The 18,896-nt window shown below is 69.3% G+C and carries 16 protein-coding genes; 10 read left to right on the forward strand and 6 right to left on the reverse strand.

All coding sequences use genetic code 11. The features are described 5' to 3' along the window. Window positions 1-164 precede the first annotated feature (164 nt). From T8T21_RS02690 to T8T21_RS02715, 6 genes are all read left to right on the forward strand, one after another. Entirely contained in the window at window positions 165-995 is an 831-nt protein-coding gene (locus tag T8T21_RS02690) for a sulfurtransferase/chromate resistance protein (protein ID WP_322336707.1), read from the forward strand. Beyond that, window positions 992-2,362 (forward strand): chromate efflux transporter, encoded by a 1,371-nt coding sequence (gene chrA, locus T8T21_RS02695; protein ID WP_322336708.1) that lies wholly within the window; start codon window positions 992-994, stop codon window positions 2,360-2,362. Before T8T21_RS02690 ends, chrA begins: the two co-directional genes overlap by 4 nt. Before the next feature lie 407 nt (window positions 2,363-2,769). After that, on the forward strand, window positions 2,770-3,624 hold the full coding sequence (locus tag T8T21_RS02700; protein ID WP_183468799.1) for a cache domain-containing protein: 855 nt from the start codon (window positions 2,770-2,772) through the stop codon (window positions 3,622-3,624). Window positions 3,625-3,626: 2 nt separating this feature from the next. After that, entirely contained in the window at window positions 3,627-6,500 is a 2,874-nt protein-coding gene (locus tag T8T21_RS02705; protein ID WP_322336709.1) for a bifunctional diguanylate cyclase/phosphodiesterase, read from the forward strand. Between the two features lie 180 nt (window positions 6,501-6,680). Continuing rightward, a complete protein-coding gene (locus T8T21_RS02710) occupies window positions 6,681-9,551 on the forward strand; it encodes a Hint domain-containing protein (RefSeq protein WP_322336710.1) in 2,871 nt (956 codons plus the stop codon). Between the two features lie 91 nt (window positions 9,552-9,642). Further along, window positions 9,643-10,191, forward strand: coding sequence for a GNAT family N-acetyltransferase (locus tag T8T21_RS02715; protein WP_322336711.1), 549 nt, complete (start codon window positions 9,643-9,645; stop codon window positions 10,189-10,191). A gap of 80 nt (window positions 10,192-10,271) precedes the next feature. On the opposite strand, the gene T8T21_RS02720 is transcribed toward T8T21_RS02715, so the two are convergent. From T8T21_RS02720 to rpsF, 5 genes are all read right to left on the reverse strand, one after another. Then, the gene (locus T8T21_RS02720; RefSeq protein ID WP_322336712.1) at window positions 10,272-12,230 is read right to left on the reverse strand and encodes a bifunctional 2',3'-cyclic-nucleotide 2'-phosphodiesterase/3'-nucleotidase; all 1,959 of its coding nucleotides are present in this window, start codon (window positions 12,228-12,230) and stop codon (window positions 10,272-10,274) included. 117 nt (window positions 12,231-12,347) lie between these two features. Continuing rightward, complete coding sequence (locus T8T21_RS02725) at window positions 12,348-13,364, reverse strand: PAS domain-containing protein (RefSeq protein WP_322336713.1); 1,017 nt, start codon at window positions 13,362-13,364, stop codon at window positions 12,348-12,350. 204 nt (window positions 13,365-13,568) lie between these two features. Beyond that, window positions 13,569-14,153 (reverse strand): 50S ribosomal protein L9, encoded by a 585-nt coding sequence (gene rplI / locus T8T21_RS02730; RefSeq protein WP_183468811.1) that lies wholly within the window; start codon window positions 14,151-14,153, stop codon window positions 13,569-13,571. A 12-nt stretch (window positions 14,154-14,165) separates the two neighbouring features. Beyond that, window positions 14,166-14,393, reverse strand: coding sequence for a 30S ribosomal protein S18 (rpsR, locus tag T8T21_RS02735; RefSeq protein ID WP_017929480.1), 228 nt, complete (start codon window positions 14,391-14,393; stop codon window positions 14,166-14,168). 24 nt (window positions 14,394-14,417) lie between these two features. Beyond that, window positions 14,418-14,771: a 30S ribosomal protein S6 gene (gene rpsF, locus T8T21_RS02740; RefSeq protein WP_183468813.1), complete on the reverse strand. Its 354-nt coding sequence runs from the start codon at window positions 14,769-14,771 to the stop codon at window positions 14,418-14,420. A gap of 279 nt (window positions 14,772-15,050) precedes the next feature. On the opposite strand from rpsF, the gene T8T21_RS02745 reads away from it, so the two are divergent. The 4 genes from T8T21_RS02745 to T8T21_RS02760 all read left to right on the forward strand — a co-directional run bounded on the left by T8T21_RS02745 (window position 15,051) and on the right by T8T21_RS02760 (window position 17,890). Further along, window positions 15,051-15,599 carry an ABC-2 transporter permease gene (locus T8T21_RS02745; RefSeq protein ID WP_322336714.1) on the forward strand — a complete coding sequence of 183 codons (549 nt, stop codon included), beginning with the start codon at window positions 15,051-15,053 and terminating at the stop codon, window positions 15,597-15,599. A gap of 72 nt (window positions 15,600-15,671) precedes the next feature. Then, window positions 15,672-16,598 carry an ACP S-malonyltransferase gene (gene fabD, locus T8T21_RS02750; protein ID WP_322336715.1) on the forward strand — a complete coding sequence of 309 codons (927 nt, stop codon included), beginning with the start codon at window positions 15,672-15,674 and terminating at the stop codon, window positions 16,596-16,598. Window positions 16,599-16,725: 127 nt separating this feature from the next. After that, window positions 16,726-17,463, forward strand: coding sequence for a 3-oxoacyl-ACP reductase FabG (gene fabG, locus T8T21_RS02755; RefSeq protein ID WP_183468819.1), 738 nt, complete (start codon window positions 16,726-16,728; stop codon window positions 17,461-17,463). Window positions 17,464-17,656: 193 nt separating this feature from the next. After that, on the forward strand, window positions 17,657-17,890 hold the full coding sequence (locus T8T21_RS02760; RefSeq protein ID WP_017929475.1) for an acyl carrier protein: 234 nt from the start codon (window positions 17,657-17,659) through the stop codon (window positions 17,888-17,890). A 112-nt stretch (window positions 17,891-18,002) separates the two neighbouring features. Here the strand turns inward: T8T21_RS02760 and T8T21_RS02765 are convergent, their stop codons facing one another. Next, the gene (locus T8T21_RS02765) at window positions 18,003-18,848 is read right to left on the reverse strand and encodes a PilZ domain-containing protein (RefSeq protein ID WP_322336716.1); all 846 of its coding nucleotides are present in this window, start codon (window positions 18,846-18,848) and stop codon (window positions 18,003-18,005) included. Window positions 18,849-18,896 lie beyond the last annotated feature (48 nt).

An 18,896-nucleotide genomic window follows, 5' to 3' on the forward strand; every position in this document is an offset into this window, starting at 1 on the left:
GCGGGGCCGGTTCGGCCATCGCATGCGGATCGCTCGCGGCATCGCTGCCTTCTTGACAGCTCCACGATCCGGCGCGCACCATGACGACATGGGGCCCGCGACCGCCCCACGAGGCGCCAGCCGAAGATCGCGTTCCATGCCACCCGTGTAACGGAGGAACGCAGATGCCTGCGCCAAATGCGATATCACCGGAAAAGCTCGCCCGCCTGATCGGCACGCCGAAGACGCCGCTGCTGCTGGATGTCCGCTCCGACGAGGACCGTGCCGCCGATCCGCGCCTGCTTCCCGGCGCCCTCGCGGTCGGCGACCGCGCCCCGACGGAGCTCGCCGCCGAGCTGGCCGGCAGGCCCTCGATCGCCGTCTGTCAGGCCGGCCACAAGCGCAGCCAGGGGGCGGCCGCGTGGCTGCGCGCCGAAGGCTGTCCGTCGGAATATCTCGAAGGCGGGTTCGAGGCGTGGCGCGAGGCCGGCCTGCCGCTGGTCGACACGAGGCATCTGCCGCCGCGCGACGGGCAGGGCCGGACCGTCTGGGTCACGCGTGCCCGGCCCAAGATCGACCGCATCGCCTGTCCCTGGCTGATCCGCCGCTTCGTCGACCCCCGCGCGGTGTTCCTGTTCGTCGCCCCGGCCGAGGTCGAGGGCGTGGCCGAGCGATACGGCGCGGCGCCCTTCGACGTGGAGAACGTGTTCTGGAGCCATCGGGACGCGCACTGCACCTTCGACGTCATGCTGTCGGAATTCGGCCTGTCGCTGCCCGCGCTCAAGCGGCTCGCCGTGATCGTGCGCGGCGCCGACACCGCGCGGCTCGACCTCGCGCCAGAGGCGGCGGGTCTTCTGGCCGCCTCGCTCGGCCTGTCGCGCATGCATGCCGACGATCTGGAGCAGCTCGACGCCGGGATGCTCATCTACGACGCCTTCTACCGCTGGGCGCGGGACGCCACCGACGAGACCCACAACTGGCCCACCAACAAGCCCGGACCGCACGGCCCGCAATGAGACAGGATCGCCCTTATCCCAGCCTCGCCGAGGCGACGCGCATCTGGGCTCGGATCGGCCTGCTGAGCTTCGGCGGGCCGGCCGGTCAGATCGCGCTGATGCACCGCATCCTCGTCGAGGAGCAGAACTGGCTGGGCGAGCGGCGCTTCCTGCACGCGCTCAACTACTGCATGCTGCTGCCGGGGCCCGAGGCGATGCAGCTCGCCGTCTATATCGGCTGGCTGATGCACCGCACCATCGGTGGGCTGATCGCGGGGCTGCTCTTCGTGCTGCCCGGCGTCGCGGCGATCATGGCGCTGAGCTGGATCTACGCGCTCTACGGCAATGTCGGGCCGGTGGAGGCGCTGTTCTTCGGGCTCAAGGCGGCGGTTCTGGCCATCGTCGTGCAGGCGGTGGTCCGGATCGGGTCCCGTGCGCTGAAGAACAGGGCGATGCTGGCGGTCGCCGCGGCTTCCTTCGTGGCGATCTTCGTCTTCGCCGTGCCGTTTCCGCTGATCGTCCTTGCCGCCGGGCTGATCGGCTTTCTCGGCGCGCGTGCGGGGCTGCCGGCCTTTCAGGATGGCGGCGGGCACGGCAAGGTGGGCGCCGTGCAGGTCGACGACGCCGAGACGCTGCTGGGCAAGGAGACGCCGGAGCATACCCGCGTCAACCGCGCCTGGGCGCTGCGCGTCTCCTCGGTTCTGCTCCTGCTCTGGTTGACGCCGGTCGCATTTCTCTTCCTCCTGGCGGGGCCGGCCGATGTCTTCACGCAGATCGCCGGGTTCTTCAGCGTCATGGCGGTGGTGACCTTCGGCGGCGCCTATGCGGTGCTGGCCTATGTCGCGCAGGAGGCGGTGCAGAACTTCGGCTGGCTCGCGCCCGGCGAGATGCTCGACGGGCTGGGCATGGCCGAGACCACGCCCGGGCCGCTGATCATGGTGACGCAGTTCGTGGGCTTCATGGGGGCCTATCGCGACGCCGGGGCCCTGCCGCCGCTGCTGGCGGGCACGCTGGGCGGGCTGCTGACCACATGGGTGACCTTCATGCCCTGCTACCTGTGGATCTTCCTCGGCGCCCCCTTCATCGAGCGGATGCGCGGCAACAAGGTGCTGGGCGCCGCCCTGACCGCGATCACCGCCGCCGTGGTGGGGGTGATCCTGAACCTCGCGATCTGGTTCGGGATGCACGTCATCTTCGAGGAGGTCAGACCCGTCGCGGGCATGGGCGTCGACATGGAACTGCCGGTGCCCGCTTCGGTCGACCTCGCGGCGCTGGCCCTGGTGGTGCTGGCCGCCATTGCCGTGTTTCGCCTCCGCCTCGGCCCGGTCACGGTGCTGGCCGCCTGCGCGGCGGCGGGCATGGTGATCGGGGCCGTGGGCTGGGCCTAGGCGCCGGGCAGGGCGCCGGCACCCCGCCTTCGGCACTTGCCCGGCGCTTCGGCCGACGATCTGGCAATGGAGCAATGGGTCGGTGTCGGCCTCAGGGCCGAAGCCCAGAACCCGCGCCGCCGCAACCGGCGGGAGCACGCGATCCTGACTGCGCCTCGCGTTTCCGGGTCGGCTGCGCCCTGTGCGAATTGGCGCCGGGTGTCACCGACATGCCGCAGCGCGCCTGGACGGGCTGTCCGCCGGTCGTCGCCTTTCCCGTGGCAGAAATGTCATTGGATCAGCGTGCGAAACGGTACCGCGCCGGCCACGCCACAGAAATGCCCGACTTCATGAGGAAAAGTTAACAGGGGAACGGCTCGATCCGCTGCGGCGGTGGGGCGACATGACGGGATACGAGGGAACGAGATATGCGCAACCTGAAATTCACGGGCGGCATGAAAAATGCCGGCGTCTCGCTTGCGCTGGCTTTGGCCATGGCGGGCGGTGCCAAGGCCGATCCGGCGGCGATGGACGCGCTGGCCGAACGCGGTGCCGCCGCGATCGGGCGGCTGCACGCCAACGCGCAGCGGGCGCTGGTGACGGTCGCCCAGGACGAGGCCTTCACCGCCTATTTCGAAACCCATGAGAATGGCGACCGTCATCTCCACAAGGCGCGCATCGACCAGGTGTCGCTCGCCACGCAGGACCGGTTCCACGTCGAGGAAATGTGCCTGATCGACCCCAACGGTGCCGAGATCTCGCGTATCGTCGGCGACCAGATCGCGCATGACCTCGCCACCGACGAGGCCGATGCCTCGTTCTTCGCGCCCGGTTTCGCCACCGCGCATCGGCAGGTCTATACCTCGCCGATCTACCTGTCGCCGGATGCCGACAAATGGGTGGTGGCCTATGTCACCCCGGTGATGGTCGGCGACGACAAGCGTTCGATCCTGCATTATGAGCACGCCTTCACCGCCTATGGCGACGTGCTGCAGCGGCTGGCCGCGAATGGCCCGGGCGAGTTGATGATCGTCGCCGATACCGGCCACGTGATCTATGACAGCCGTCAGGAGATCCCGACCGCGCGGGTCGGCGATCTCGAGGCGCGCGACGACTATTTCGAGCGGTTCGAGTTTGCCGGGCTCGACCTCGCGGGGTTCCGCGCGGCGATCGGCCAGGACGCGACCAGCGGTCAGGGCCGCATCGAGGCCGGTGACGTGGCGCGCGACGCCGCCTTCCGCGTCATCGGTCCCTGGACGCTCATCGGCTGGCAGGACAGCTGATCATGGCGAGGCGCATCCCCGATCTCGGTTGGGCGCGGGCGGGGCTGCGTCTCAAGGTCTCGGCGACCCTGTTCGCCTGCGCGGTGGCGTCGCTCGGCATCGGCACGGTGGTCGCCACCCAGTTCGGCGAGCGCGCCCTGCAGACCGAGATGGCGGACAAGGTCACCCGCGCGCTGCAGGCCGACATGCACGATTTCGAGCGGCTGCTCGACCGCGCGATGTACGACCTGACCACTCTCTCCGAGACGGCCGCGATGCAGGACGTGCTGATTGCCGACGGCATCGGCGAGATCGCGCGCTCGCTGCGGATGGTGCGGACCCGCTACCGCGAGTTCGGAGCCTTCGTGGTGACCGACGACACCGGCACGGTGATCGCGGCCGAGGGCGCCGACACCGCGCCCGGCGACAGCTTCACCTTCGATCAGCTGGGGCGCAGCCTCGAGGGCCTGCCGATGGTGGGCCAGTTCGACGCCCATCCCGAGCTTGCCGACGATTCCTTCCTGTTCAGCGTGCCGATCCGGGCCGAGTACGACCCGCTGACCGTGATCGGCGTGCTGTCCGGCGTGATCGACATGTCCCAGCTGCAGGCGCAGCTCGCCCGGATCCAGATCGTCGACGAGGCGCAGGGCGCCGAGCGGGCGCTGCTCTTGTGCGACGGCGAGGGGCGGCTGATCTACCGCACGCCGGACCCGGCCGCCGACGCCATCGTCGGGCGCCTGATGGACGCCGCGGTCAAGGCAGGGGCGGCCCAGCCGGTGGCCCGTGGCGGCGATCTCGTGACCGCGGCGGACATGCCCCGCGGCAGCGCCTTCGATCACCTCGACCTGCGGATGGTCGCCGGCGTCACCGAGCAGGCGGTGTTCGGCAGCATCGACCAGCTCAAGCGCAACCTCGCCCTGACCACCGCCCTGATCGCGCTGGTCATGCTGGTCCTCGGCCGGTTCGGCGCCCGCAGCCTGACCAACCCGATCACCGCCATGAGCGCGGCGATGAACCGGCTGTCGCAGCACAGCCGCGACGACGACCGCGTGCCCGAGGTCGACGGGCTGATCGCGCCCGCCATCCTCACCCGCAAGGACGAGATCGGCGTGCTGGCGCGCAGCTTCCGGCGGCTGATCTCGCAGCTCGCGGAGGCCCGCCAGCGGCTGATCGAGCAATCCGAGGCCGAGATCGCCCAGCGCGCCATCCAGCTCGATGCCGCGCTCAACAACATGTCGCTCGGCCTGTGCATGTTCGGCCCAGACGGCAAGCTGGTGGTGCACAACCACCGCTTCGAAGAGATCTACGGCCTGTCCGCCGAGGCGCTCCAGCCCGGCATGGCGATCGGCGAGCTGCTCGACGTGATCCGCGGCGCCGGCCACGACCCCGATGGCGAGGACCTCGATTTCGTCTCGGTTCTGGCGCGGCGCGACGGCAACCGGGTGACGCGCAGCCATCTCGCCACCACCGGCGACGGCCGCTCGGTGTCGATCTCCTGCGTGCCGATGCCCACGGGCGGCTGGGTCGCCACCTTCGAGGACGTGACCCAGCGCAAGTATGACGAGGCCCGGATCGAGCACATGGCGCATCACGACGCGCTCACCGATCTGCCCAACCGCCTGCTGTTCTCGCGCCGGATCGAAGAGACGATCGCCAGCTCGGCGCGCGGCCGCGAGCACGCGGTGTTCTATCTCGACCTCGATCATTTCAAGTCGGTCAACGACCTGCACGGCCACCCGATCGGCGACGCGCTGCTGCGCCAGGTGGGCGCGCGGCTGCAGGGCTGCCTGCGCCCCACCGGCGTCGTGGCCCGCTTCGGCGGCGACGAGTTCGCGATCGTCGAGAGCGACATCTCCTCGGGCGAGGAGGCGCGCAAGCTCGCCGAGCGGATCATCGAGGAGATCTCCCGGCCCTTCGAGATCGACGGTCACCTGGTCGTGGTCGGCACCAGCATCGGCATCGCGCTCTATCCCGGCGATGGCGGCGACGCCGAGACGCTGGTCAAGGCGGCCGACATGGCGCTCTACCGGGCCAAGGCCGATGGGCGCAACGGCTTCCGCTTCTTCGAGCAGGAGATGGACAGCTCGATGCAGCGGCGACGCCTGCTCGAGCGCGACCTGCGGCTTGCGCTCAAGAATGACGAGCTGGAGGTGTTCTACCAGCCGATCGTCAATATCGGCACCAGCCGGGTCAGCTGCTTCGAGGCGCTGCTGCGCTGGACCCATCCCGAGCGCGGCGCGGTCTCCCCGGCCGAGTTCATCCCGCTGGCCGAGGAGATTGGCCTGATCGGCGAGATCGGCCACTGGGTGCTGGAGCGCGCCTGCGAGGCCGCCTCCGGCTGGCCCGAGCATGTCCGCATCGCGGTCAACCTCTCGCCGGCGCAGTTCCGCGCCCACAGCCTCGTCGACCAGGTCGCGCGGGCGCTGGAGCGCACCGGTCTCGCGCCGCACCGGCTCGAGCTGGAGATCACCGAGTCGATCCTGCTGCGGCAGACCGATCTGGTGCTGACGATCCTCAAGCAGCTGCGGGCCATGGGCGTGCGCGTCTCGATGGACGATTTCGGCACCGGCTACAGCTCGCTGGGCTATCTGCGCTCCTTCCCCTTCGACAAGATCAAGATCGACCGCTCCTTCATCCGCGACGTCGAGAAAGGCGGCGACGCGCTGTCGATCGTGCGGGCGATCACCGGTCTGGGGGCGAGCCTCGGCATGACCACCACCGCCGAGGGGGTCGAGACCATTGAGCAGCTCAGCCGGCTGCGCTCGGAGGGCTGCGACGAGGTGCAGGGCTTCTATTACAGCCCGGCGGTCCGGCTCGAAGCGGTGCAGGCGCTGCTCGACGGCATCGGCGCGGTGCCGCAGCCCGGCTCGAAGGTGCCGACGGCGCTGAGCGCCTGAGGCGGGGGCGCGCCACTTCCGCACCGCCGGACCCCACCGGGCCCGGCGGTCTGGGCCGTGCCCGGGCCGCAAAACCCCGCGACGCTCGAAACAAAGGACCGAAGACCGGCCCGACTTTGCCCCATTCAGCCCCCAATCGGGTGGTGATGTGAACCTGACCATCAACGGCGGGGGCGCGTCATGGCTGTCTATCTCTTTTCGGGCTTCACCGAATCCGACCTGACGACCAGGGACCACATCGCTGTCGGTGACGCGATCGATGTGCCCGGCGCGACCACCCACAGCTTCCGCGTCGAGGATGACGACGCCCGGATGTCGGGCGACACGATCACCGAGGGCCAGAGCGACGACCGCACCCAGAGCGTCAGCATCCGCAAGGGCGCCACGAATGTCGTCGACGGCACGATCTATCTCGACGAGGTCTACACGCTCGAAGACCCCGACGGAAACCGCTACACCATGTACGAGATGGAGGTGGAGGGCACCGGCGAAGACTTCTACGTCTTCCAGGATCCGCCGCCGCCGCCGGGCACCAAGCTCATGGTCGTCGGCCGCGAGGACGCCACCGCCGGCGACGTCTCCTACGACCAGTTCTCGGGCAATGACGGCTTCGAAGCGAACGACCGCGAGGTCGGGACGGTCCATGGCGGGCCGGGCAACGACACCATCGCCGGCACGCCGGGCGACAACGCCCTCTATGGCGGCGCGGGCGACGACAAGATCAGCGGCGGCAACGGCGCCGACCAGATCTATGGCGGCGACGGCAACGACACCCTGAACGGCGAAGCCGGCAACGACACGCTCTATGGCGGCGCGGGCAACGACGTGGTCGAGGGCGGCACCGGCGACGACCAGCTCTATGGCGGGGAGGGCGCCGACAGCCTCTATGGCGGCCATGGCAGGGACACCCTCAATGGCGGTGCGGGCGCCGACACGCTCTATGGCGGCGAGGATGACGACCTCTTCGTGCTGGAGGACGGCTTCGGCGCCGACCGGATCTATGGCGGCGGCGTCGCGAACGGCACCGATGTCGACAGGATCGACCTGAGCGGGCTGAGCTCGGGCGTCGAGATCACCTATACCGGCGAGGAATCCGGCACCATCCGGCAGGGCGACAGCCTCGCCCGCTTCGAGGAGATCGAGCGCATCGACGGCACCGCCCATGGCGACCGGATCGATGCCTCGGCCCGCAGCGACGCCGCCACCATCGACGGCGGGGCCGGCAACGACACGATCACCGGCGGGGCGGGCAACGACACGCTGTCGGGCGGCGCGGGCGCCGACCGGATCGCCGGCGGGGCGGGCAATGACCGGATCGATCTCGGCGCCCAGCCGGGCGAGGCCGACACCGTCGTGCTCTCGGATGGCGACGGCCAGGACGTGGTGCTGAACTTCGAGCCACCGGTCGAGAACCCGAATGGCAGCTGGACCGCGATCGACCGGATCGACGTGTCGGGCCTGCACGATGCCAACGGCCAGCCGGTCAACATCTGGGACGCGACCGTGACCTCGGCCGACAATGGCGACGCGATCATCACCTTTCCGGGTGGCGAGAGCCTTCGCCTCGTCGGCGTGACCGCCGCCCAAGTCAGCTCCCCCGGCGCGATGACGGCGATGGGCATCCCGCCCTCGGACGGCACCATCACCGGCACCGCGGGGGACGACGTGATCACCCCGGGCTGGGCCGATGCCGATGGCGACCGGGTGGATTCGAACGACGCCATCCTCGAACGCCACAGCGGCGACGACGACCTGATCCTCGCCGGGGCGGGCAACGACATCGTCGAGGCCGGGGCCGGGAACGACACCATCGCCGGCGGCAGTGGCGACGACGAGCTTTATGGCGGCACCGGCAGCGACCGCTTCGTGCTGTTCAACGGGTTCGGCCATGACCGGATCGCGGGTGGCGAGGACACGAATGGCGACGATGTCGACAAGATCGACGGCAGCCACCTGTCGCAGGGCATGGACGTCACCTTCACCGGCGACGAGGCGGGCCGCCTCGAAGCGGGCACCGACAGCGCCGAGTTCAAGGAGATCGAGGCGGTGCAGGGCAGCGGGCAGGCCGACCGGATGGACGCCTCCGCGACCACCGGGGGCATCTCGCTCTCCGGCGGCGGCGGCGACGACACGCTGATCGGCGGCAGCGGCGAGGACCACCTCGCCGGGGGCACCGGCAATGACGATCTCACCGGCGGCCGCGGGGCCGATCGTCTGAACGGCGGTGACGGCAACGACACGCTGCGGATGTCGCATGGCGACGGCGCTTCGGGTGGGGCCGGCGACGATTTGTTCCTGTTCGAGGATCTGGGTGAGACCGGGACCGGCGATACCACCGCCAATGGCGGCGAGGGTTTCGACACGCTCGACCTCGGCATGGCCGCGCGGATGGAGACGCTCAGCATGACGAGCGGGCCCGACGGCTATTCCGGCTCGGTGCAGATGGACAACGGCTCCACCATGCGCTTCTCGCAGATGGAGCGGGTGATCTGCTTCACCGCCGACACCCGCATCGCCACGCCCTTCGGTCCGCGCCGCGCCGCCGATCTGGCGGTGGGCGACCTCGTGCTGACCCGCGACAATGGCCCGCGGCCGCTGCGCTGGGTCGGCAGCCGCCGCACCACCGCAGTTGGTCCGCGCGCGCCGATCCGGATCCGGCCCGGCGTGCTGCCGGGGCTGGAGCGGGACCTGCTGGTGTCGCCGCAGCACAGGATGCTGTTCGAAGGCTACCGCGCGCAGCTGTTGTTCGGCGCCGACGAGGTGCTGATCGCCGCGCGCTACCTCGTCGACGGCCACGACGTGACGGTCGAGCGGGGCGGCGAGGTGCACTATGTCCACCTGCTGTTCGACGCCCACGAGATTGTCATGGCCGAGGGCGCCGCGACCGAGAGCTTCCAGCCCGGCCTGCGCGGCATCATCGGCCTCGACGCGCCCTCGCGCGAGCGGCTCTTCACGGTCTGCCCGCAGCTGCGCGCGATGCCCGATGGCTGGGGCCGGTCGGCGCGCCCGACGCTCCGGGCGCACGAGGCGCGCGCGCTGCTCGCTGCTTAAAAAGGGAGTGTCTGCAAACCGTGTTGCGATACCAAGCGGACAAGGTCGAAACTCGGCATCCTTCACAACTGATGTGAGACAAGAACCGAAAATGACAGCTGCCTATCGCCTGCCCGAGGCATTCGAGACGGAGCGCTATCGCCTCAGACGCCTTCGGGTGGAAGATGCTCCAGCTATCTTTGACGCCTACGCGTCCGATCCTGCGGTCACGAAGTATCTGACATGGAAGCCGAGCGAGACCGTGGCGGAAACTGCTGCCGTCCTCAAGATCCTGTCCAGCAACTGGGATCGGGGCGAAAGCTTTCCGATGGTCGCGTTCCATCGTAAACAACCCGAGGACCTGCTTGGCATGTTCGAGGCCCGGCTGATCGGTTCGCGGGTGAATTATGGATACGTCCTGAAGGCCGCTGCTTGGGGTAAGGGATGCGCTTCGGAAATCATGCGCGCGCTCATTCCGCATGCGCTGTCCCATCCGGAGATATTCAGAACGGAAGCATATTGCGATGTCGACAATCCGGCATCGGCTCGAGTGCTGGAGAAGGCGGGCATGATCCGCGAGGGAACCCTGCGCCGCTACCTCGTTCATCCGAATGTTTCGGAGGAACCGCGCGATTGCTTCGTCTATTCGAAGGTCGCGTAGAAGCCTCTAGGAGGCACCCGCACGGTGTGCGGACACTCCCTGAAGAAGGCGCGGGGGTCTCCCCCCCGCGCCCATGGCCCTCAGAGCCGGATCACGAAGCGGGCGAAGCCGTCCGGCCCGTCGCCAGCAGGCGCGATCTGCACGTCCTTCACGTCGTTGAGATACTCGGCCGCGCGCGGGCCGGTGTCGAACAGCACCGAGGTGCCGTCGAGCGGCGTGAAGTGCCAGTTGGCGTCGGCCGAGGGGCTGATCGTGCCCTGTTCGACGATGTAGCGCACGATCACGTCGCGGTTGGTGTCGGGCGCCTCGAATACGATGGTCGAGCCGTCCGCGCCGGGGAAGCTACCGCCGCCGGTGGCGCGGTAGTTGTTGGTGGCGACGATGAACTCCTGTTCGGGATCAATGGGCTGGCCCTCGAACTGAAGGTTCTTGATCCGGCTGGCATCGGGGTTCACCACGTTGCCCTCGCGGTCGAACTTCGACGGCTCGGAGAGGTCGATCTCGTAGGTCACCCCGTCGATCACGTCGAAATTGTAGGACGGGAATTCGGGGTTCAGCAGGACCTGGTCCTCCTGTCCCGGTTCGACCTGGTTGAACATGCCCGCCGAGCGCTCCAGCCAGTCCTTGACCTGCGCGCCGGTGATCCGCACCGCCCGCACCGTGTTCGGGTAGAGGTAGAGATCGGCCACGTTCTTGATCGCCACGTCGCCGGTCGGCACGTCGGTGTAGTATTCCGGACCGCCGCGACCGCCGGCCTTGAAGGGCGCCGCCGCCGAGAGGATCGGCAGACCCTCATGCTCGGTGCCGGCCAGCATCTGCTCGATGTACCAGCGCTGCGCGTTGGAGACGATCTGCACCGACGGGTCGTCGGCCACCAGCGCGAAGTAGCTGTGCAGCGGCGCGTCGGTCTTGCCTACCGCGCGGCGCACGTAGTCGAGCGTCTCCTGGTGCTCCTGCGCGACCGATTCCAGCACCGGCTCGAAGCTCTCCACCAGCGGCGTGATCGACCGGTCCTCGCCGCGCTCGTAGATCGGGCGCGCCTCGACCTCGGCCTCGGCCACGCGCCAGCCTTCGCCGTCGCGTTCGATCATCAGGTCGACGAGACCCATGTGGCTGCCCCAGAAGCCCGCCATCACGCCCGGCTTGCCGCCGATCGTACCGGCGGCGACGTCGACCCCCTCATGCCCCTCGTAATCGGGGCCGGGGAAGACGAGGTGGCTGTGCCCGGTCAGGATCACGTCGATCCCCTCGACCCGCGCCAGCGGGATCGCGGCGTTCTCCATGCCTTCCTCGTGCTCGGCCGCCCCGATGCCGCTATGGCTCAGCGCGATGACGATGTCGGCGCCTTCCTCGCGGATCTTGGGGACATAGGCCTCGGCGGCGCGGACGATGTCGCGCGGCTCGACCTTGCCCTCGAGATGCTTGCGGTCCCAGTTCATGATCTGCGGCGGCACGAAGCCGATCACGCCGATCCGGATCGGATGGGTCTCGCCGTCGCCGGTGGTGATCTCGCGGTCGAGGATCACGTAGGGCGGCACCAGCGTCTCGTCCTCGACGATGCTCTCGCCCTTGGTCGTCACGACGTTGGCCGAGACGATCGGGAAGGCGGCGCCGGCGACCGAGTTCATCAGGAAGTCGAGCCCGTAGTTGAACTCGTGGTTGCCGAGCGTCGAGGCGTCGAAGCCGAGCGTGTTCATCGCCTCGATCACCGGGTGCATCGCGCCTTCGGGCATGCCGCGCTCATAGGCGATGTAGTCGCCCATCGGGTTGCCCTGCAGGAAATCTCCATTGTCGAACAGAACCGAGTTGGTGGCCTCGGCGCGGATGTCCTCGATCAGCCGCGCGGTGCGGGCGAGGCCGACCGTGTCGATCTCCTTGTCGGCGTAATAATCATAGGGGTAGACGTGGACGTGGATGTCCGTCGTCTCCATGATGCGCAGATGCGCCTGTCCACCCTGGGCCCTGACCGAGAAAGGGTGCAGCGCCAGCATGGCCGAGCTTCCGGCGAGAAAGCCGCGGCGGTTCAGGATCAGTGTCATGATCGTCTCCCTGCTGTCGGGGGTCGTGCGCCCCCGTGTCATGCCGGCAGGGTAACGGCTTCGCGTTACAGGGGAATGACCTTTCGCATCTTGCCGTCGCGGAAAGGCGGCGTCGCCTCAGGCGTGGAGGCGCTCCGCGGTCGCGGGCGGAAAGGCGATCAGCGCCGCCAGCCCCTCGGGCCGCCAGTCGAATTCGAGCCGCCCTCCCGCCGCCTCGACCATGCTGCGGATGATCGCGGCGCCGTTGCGCCGCTGCGGCGGCACCACCTCCGGGCCGCCGCTCTCGCGCCAGCGCAGCGCGAGGCCCTCGGCGTCGTCGACCGCGATTTCGACCCGGCCCGTGGCGCGGCTCAGCGCGCCGTGCTTGACCGCGTTCGCGGCCAGCTCGTGCAGCGCCAGCGTCAGCGCCGAGACAGCGGCCCCCGGCACCCGCGCATCCGCGCCCACCAGCTCCAACTGCGCCGCGCCTACCGGCGCATAGGCCGCGAGCAGCGGCTCGATCAGCGGGCGCAGCCGCACCGTCTCGTCCGGCGGGGTGGCGAAGGCGCGGAAATGCGTGTCGCTGAGCGCCCTGAGCCGCCGCTCGATCTGCACGGCCAGCGCCTGCGGGTCGCTCTCGTCGCGGGCCGACATCCGGATCGTGACCGACATCACGTTGACGATGTTGCGCAGCCGGTGCTCCAGCTCGCGCGTCGCCAGCTCGCGGCCGCGCCGCTCGGCCTCGCGCTGCGGGGCGGCGTCCATCTGCGTACCGAAGAAGAACCGGGCCCGGCCATTCTCGTCCTCGAGCGGCCCGATCTGCAGCGTGTTGATGAAGGCCTCGCCATTCTTGCGGTAATTGACCAGCTCGACCGTGCCGACCCGTCGCTCCGCCAGGATGCGGCCGATCTCCTCGACGCTTTGCGGGGTGGTCGCCGGGCCCTGCAGGAACCGGCAATTGCGGCCCAGCGTCTCCTCGGGCGGATAGCCGGTCAGCTCGCAGAAGGCGGCGTTGACATAGACGATCGGGTTGTCGGGCAGGGTGGGGTCGGTGACGCAGAGCGGCAGCCGGGTGTGGCGGATCGTGGCCAGCAATCCTGCCTCGTCGAATCCCGGTGCGCAGGCCCAGAGCGGTTCGTCGGTTGCCAGCTTCATGTCGCGCCCTCCGATGTCGCCATCAGGACGGCCCCAAGGGAGAGTCGGGTCAACCCGAACGGCCCGGATGGAGCCGATGTGACGTAGCGTCACAAGCGCGCCGCCGGGCTGGCGCCGGGACGTGGCAAACCTATGGGGAGCTTGACATGCGAAAGGGGCCGCACCTTCGGATGCGGCCCCTTCCGGGGTCTCGTGGCGGGGGCTTCAGCCCTCCGAGCCCTCATCGTCATTGGCGGCGCCGCCGATGTCGTCGAACAGGCCCTGGATCTCGAACTCGGCAGCGGCTTCTTCTTCCGCGGCCAGTTCCTGGATCGACTTGCCCGACGCCTGCAGCTCGGCTTCTTCGGCCGAGCGCGCGACGTTGATCGCGATGGTCGCTTCGACCTCGGGGTGCAGAACCACGCTCACTTCGTGCAGGCCCAGCTCCTTGATCGGGCCGCGCAGCACGACCTGCTTGCGGTCGAGGGTGAAGCCGTCGGCGGTCGCCGATTCCGCGATGTCGCGGGTGGTGACCGAACCGTAGAGCGCGCCGCCGTCGGAGGCGGAGCGGATCACGACGAACTGCTGTCCGTCGAGCTTCTCGGCCATCTTCTCGGCGTCTTTCTTCGACTCCAGGTTCTGCGCCTCGAGCTGCGCTTTCTGGTCTTCGAAGCGGGCCTTGTTGGCCTCGTTGGCGCGCAGCGCCTTGCCCTGGGGCAGAAGGAAGTTACGGGCGTAGCCGTCCTTCACCTTTACGATCTCGCCCATCTGGCCAAGCTTGGCCACACGTTCCAGAAGGATCACGTCCATGTGTCGGTCTCCTTATTTCACGGCGTAGGGCAGCAGCGCCAGGAACCGCGCGCGCTTGATCGCCTGGGCGAGCTTGCGCTGGTTCTTGGAGCCGACGGCGGTGATGCGCGAGGGCACGATCTTGCCGCGCTCGGAGATGTAGCGCTGCAGCAGACGGGTGTCCTTGTAGTCGATCTTCGGCGCGTTCTCGCCCTCGAAGGGGTCGGTCTTGCGGCGACGGAAAAACGGTTTGGTGGCCATTCTCTTATCCTTTCCTGGAGGCGATCAGCGGCGCTCGCGGCGCTCGCCGCGCTCTTCGCGCTTCTGCATCTGGACCGAGGGGCCCTCTTCGTGGGTGTCGACCTTGATGGTCAGGACACGCATCACGTCGTCATGCAGGCGCATCAGGCGCTCCATCTCCTGCACGGCGGCCGAGGGCGCATCCGAACGCAGGAAGGCATAGTGGCCCTTGCGGTTCTTGTTGATCTTGTAGGCCATGGTCTTGACGCCCCAGTACTCGTTCTCGAGCACCTTGCCGCCATTGTCGGCGAGGACGGTCGAGAAGTGCTCGACGAGGCTTTCGGCCTGCGCGTTGGACAGGTCCTGACGCGCGATGAAGACATGCTCGTAAAGCGGCATGCGTTCTCCAGTTCGGTTTCTCGGCGCATTTCATAGAACGGGGCCTGAGCCTTCCGCTCCCCGTTCACGAGAGTCTGCGCGGTTCATGCGAATGCGCGGAAGGATGCGGCCTTATACAGACTGCGCGGCGCGGCGCAAGCCTCGCCCCGGCAGGGCGTTTGGACGCGACGTCGAAAACGCGGGACGCAACGTCATAACGCCTGTTTGGCGCCACAATCGCGCCCCGTTCGATGCTCAACCTCAAGTTATCCCGATCGTCGCCGTCCAGAGGTGTCCATCATGACCGCAGCCGTCCCGACCCGCTCCATCCGCGCGCCCTTCATCCTGGGCGGGCAGCGCCGATGGCAGAGGATCGCCATGCTGACCGCTTTCGCGGCCTGGGCCTTCGCATTGGGCGTCACCGCGGCGGTGGGGGCCATCTGGCTGTCGCCGATGGGGCTGAGCCTCGACGGCGAGCTGTGGCTGCGGCTGGTCGTGGCGGTGACGCTGGGCGGCGGGCTGGTCTGCTACGGCGCGCTGGGGCGCCGCGAAGAGATGCATTTCGACGCCGAGCGCCGGATGGTACGGGCGGTGCTGCGGCGGCCCTCGGGCCGGATCGAGCCGGTGGCGCGCTGGCGCTTCGAGGATTTCAGTGGGGTCGAGATCCGCAGCCGGGCCGAGGCGCGCAGCATGGCGCTGCGGGCCGAGCTGCATCTCGTCGGCCGCGGCCTGTCGGTCCGCGTCGCCGAGGGCGACCTCGACGCGATGACCGCGCTGGCCCGGCGGATCGAGGCCGAGCTGGGCCTCTCGGCACCGCGCGGCGGCCGGCTGTTCCGCCGCGGCGCCTGACGCTTTCTTGTCGTGGCGGCGCCAAGCCGCTATGCGATGGCCCGACGCACCGCATCACAAGGGAGCAGGGCCATGCGCGCATTCGTTTTTCCGGGGCAGGGGTCGCAGACAATCGGCATGGGCCGGGCGCTGGCCGAGGCCTATCCGGCGGCGCGCGACGTCTATGACGAGGTCGATGCCGCGCTGGGGGAAAAGCTCTCCACGCTGATCTTCGAAGGCGAGATCGAGACGCTGACCCTGACCCGCAACGCCCAGCCGGCGCTGATGGCGACCTCGATCGCGGCGATGGCCGCGCTCAAATCCGAAGGCATCGACGTCACCGCGGCGGATTTCGTCGCCGGTCACTCGCTCGGCGAATACTCGGCGCTCTGCGCGGCGGGCGCGCTGCGGCTCGACGACACGGCGCGGCTGTTGCGGCTGCGCGGCGAGGCGATGCAGCAGGCGGTGCCGGTCGGCGAGGGCGCGATGGCGGCGCTCCTGGGCCTCGATCTCGACACCGCCCGCGCGGTGGCCGAAGCCGCGGCGCAGGGCGATGTCTGCCAGGCTGCCAACGACAACGACCCCTCGCAGGTGGTGATCTCCGGCCGCAAGGCGGCGGTCGAGCGGGCGCTCGACATCGCCAAGGAAAAGGGCGCCAAGCGGGCGATCCTGCTGCCGGTGAGCGCGCCGTTCCACTGCGCATTGATGGCGCCCGCCGCCCGCGCCATGGCCGAGGCGCTCGAGGGCGTCGAGATCCGCGAGCCGGCGGTGCCGGTCGTCGCCAATGTCCGCGCCGCGGCGGTCTCCGACCCGGCGCTTATCCGCACGCTGCTGGTCGACCAGGTCACCGGCGCGGTGCGCTGGCGCGAGAGCGTGGAATACATGGCCGGTCAGGGCGTGACCGAGTTCTGGGAGATCGGCGCCGGCAAGGCGCTGACCGGGATGATCCGCCGGATCGCCAGGGGCGCCGAGACCCGCGCCATCGGCACCCCCGAGGACGTGGCCGCGGCCAAGGGCTGATCCCGCTCCGGGCCGTATCCAAGATCAAGACGAAGATCCCGCCCGCGTGCCACGGCGCGCGGGCTGTGGCCCGGACGCGGCCTTGCTGCTAGACCGGGCACAAACTGAGATCCTGAGGAGAAAGAAGATGTTCGACCTGACCGGCAAGACCGCCCTCGTCACCGGCGCCTCGGGCGGCATCGGCGGCGCCATCGCCACCGCGCTGCACGGCGCCGGCGCCACGGTGGGGCTTTCGGGCACCCGCACCGCGCCGCTCGAGGAGCTGGCGGCAAGCCTGGGCGACCGCGCCCATGTCCTGCCCTGCAACCTCTCGGATGCCGAGGCGGTGAACGCGCTGCCCAAGCAGGCGATCGAGGCGATGGGCGGGCTCGACATCCTCGTCAACAACGCCGGCATCACCCGCGACAACCTGTTCATGCGGATGTCCGAGGAGGACTGGGCGCAGGTGCTGGAGGTCAACCTCACCTCGACCATGCGGCTGTGCAAGGGCGTGGTGCGGCCGATGATGAAGGCCCGCTGGGGCCGGATCATCAACATCTCCTCGATCGTCGGCGCCACCGGCAACCCCGGCCAGACCAACTACGCCGCCGCCAAGGCGGGCATGGTCGGCATGTCCAAGTCGCTCGCCTACGAGGTGGCCAGCCGCGGCATCACCGTGAACTGCGTGGCGCCGGGCTTCATCGAGACGGCGATGACCGACAAGCTCAACGACGAGCAGAAATCCGGCATCCTCGGCCAGATCCCGTCGGGCCGCATGGGCACGCCCGAGGAGATCGCCGCCGCCGTGCTCTACCTCGCCAGCCCGGAAGCCGGTTACGTCACCGGCGCGACGTTGCACGTCAATGGTGGCATGGCGATGCTCTGAGCCACCGCATTCCGTGCAGGGAAGGGGGCGAAAGCGTTTGCGCCTCCCGAAATCTCTGCTACATGACCACGTGATTTGCCGAATTTGGCGCTTTGGCGCCGGTCGGTCAGCGGCCCGAGCGGGCACATCAAGCCGCCCCCTGGGGCAAGCAGTGAAAAGGCCCGGAGTGGCCGGAAAGACGTGAGGAATTGACATGAGCGACGTCGCCGATCGCGTGCGCAAGATCGTTGTTGAGCATCTGGGTGTCGAAGAGGACAAGGTCGTCGAGAACGCCTCCTTCATCGACGATCTGGGCGCCGACAGCCTCGACACCGTCGAGCTGGTCATGGCCTTCGAGGAAGAGTTCGGGATCGAGATCCCCGACGACGCCGCCGAGACCATCCAGACCTTCGGCGACGCGGTCCGCTTCATCAAGGAAGCGCAGTAACATAACGGGCCGCGCCTTCGGGACGCGGCACCGGGCCGGGATCTTCGGATCCGAGGCATGCAGCGGCACCCCACGGGGTGCCGTTCGCGTTTCCGGGCCGCGTTTGCACGGCTCAGCCGGGCTGCGGCGCGGCGCCCTCGGGCTCCGGCAGGGTCAGGATCGGCGCCACCGCGTCCTCCGGCAGCGGCCGCAGGAACTGCACGCCGACATAGTGGCGGTTGCGCCAGCGCGCCCGCGCCCCGATCCGCCGGTCGCCCAGCGTGATGATCACCGCGCCCAGCGGCCCCGGCTCGAACTCCGGATCGAGCCGCAGCTTGGCGCCGAGCCGGCTGATATCGACGAGCCGGGTCTCGGTTTCCGACCGGCCGGCGCGCAACCGGGCCGGGAGATTGACGGCATGCCGCCGGGCCTGGCGTCGACGGCGGCGGTTGCGCCGCGCCAGCACGCGCCCGAGCAGGGTCCCGAGACCGGCCAGCACCAGCGTGCCCAGCCCCAGCCCGGCCAGATCGGCCATCCGCATCCCGGCAATACCGTCGCCCGCCGCCGGGCCGGGCCGCTCCTCGGCCTCGGGCACCGCCTGCGGCCCCGCCGCGCGCTCGGGCGCGCAGGCATGGCGCGCCAGCAGCAGCACGAGCCGCCCCTGCACCGCGCGCGCCGCGGGGGCGGCAAGCCGGGCCCGGGCCGCCGCCTCGCCGTCGCGCCGCGCCAGCGCCACCGCCTCCTCGGCCAGCCGCAGCGCGGCGTCGAGATCGGCGCGGTGCCGCGCCAGCGGGTGGCCGCGCAGATCCCACATCGCCCGTTCGGTATCGATCCGGCGCAACGCCCGGTCGAGCCCGGCGAGGTCGCCCGCGCGACTGCCCGCCGCGACCCGCCCCAGCGCCGCGATCGCCTCGCAGGCCGGGTCGGCGCGCAGCGGCGCCGCCATCAGCATCACGATCAGCGCCAGCCAAAGCCGCATCGAACCCTCCGTTTCGCACATTTGACCCAAGGAGGCTGAAGGTGGCGT

Source organism: Limimaricola variabilis, assembly GCF_034371605.1.
Classification (GTDB): Bacteria; Pseudomonadota; Alphaproteobacteria; order Rhodobacterales; family Rhodobacteraceae; genus Limimaricola; species Limimaricola variabilis.

Coding starts and splice junctions, on each gene's coding strand:
- T8T21_RS02690 (WP_322336707.1), top strand. CDS start 165: ATGCCTGCGCCAAATGCGATATCACCGGAAAAGCTCGCCCGCCTGATC.
- chrA (WP_322336708.1), top strand. CDS start 992: ATGAGACAGGATCGCCCTTATCCCAGCCTCGCCGAGGCGACGCGCATC.
- T8T21_RS02700 (WP_183468799.1), top strand. CDS start 2,770: ATGCGCAACCTGAAATTCACGGGCGGCATGAAAAATGCCGGCGTCTCG.
- T8T21_RS02705 (WP_322336709.1), top strand. CDS start 3,627: ATGGCGAGGCGCATCCCCGATCTCGGTTGGGCGCGGGCGGGGCTGCGT.
- T8T21_RS02710 (WP_322336710.1), top strand. CDS start 6,681: ATGGCTGTCTATCTCTTTTCGGGCTTCACCGAATCCGACCTGACGACC.
- T8T21_RS02715 (WP_322336711.1), top strand. CDS start 9,643: ATGACAGCTGCCTATCGCCTGCCCGAGGCATTCGAGACGGAGCGCTAT.
- T8T21_RS02720 (WP_322336712.1), bottom strand. CDS start 12,230: ATGACACTGATCCTGAACCGCCGCGGCTTTCTCGCCGGAAGCTCGGCC.
- T8T21_RS02725 (WP_322336713.1), bottom strand. CDS start 13,364: ATGAAGCTGGCAACCGACGAACCGCTCTGGGCCTGCGCACCGGGATTC.
- rplI (WP_183468811.1), bottom strand. CDS start 14,153: ATGGACGTGATCCTTCTGGAACGTGTGGCCAAGCTTGGCCAGATGGGC.
- rpsR (WP_017929480.1), bottom strand. CDS start 14,393: ATGGCCACCAAACCGTTTTTCCGTCGCCGCAAGACCGACCCCTTCGAG.
- rpsF (WP_183468813.1), bottom strand. CDS start 14,771: ATGCCGCTTTACGAGCATGTCTTCATCGCGCGTCAGGACCTGTCCAAC.
- T8T21_RS02745 (WP_322336714.1), top strand. CDS start 15,051: ATGACCGCAGCCGTCCCGACCCGCTCCATCCGCGCGCCCTTCATCCTG.
- fabD (WP_322336715.1), top strand. CDS start 15,672: ATGCGCGCATTCGTTTTTCCGGGGCAGGGGTCGCAGACAATCGGCATG.
- fabG (WP_183468819.1), top strand. CDS start 16,726: ATGTTCGACCTGACCGGCAAGACCGCCCTCGTCACCGGCGCCTCGGGC.
- T8T21_RS02760 (WP_017929475.1), top strand. CDS start 17,657: ATGAGCGACGTCGCCGATCGCGTGCGCAAGATCGTTGTTGAGCATCTG.
- T8T21_RS02765 (WP_322336716.1), bottom strand. CDS start 18,848: ATGCGGCTTTGGCTGGCGCTGATCGTGATGCTGATGGCGGCGCCGCTG.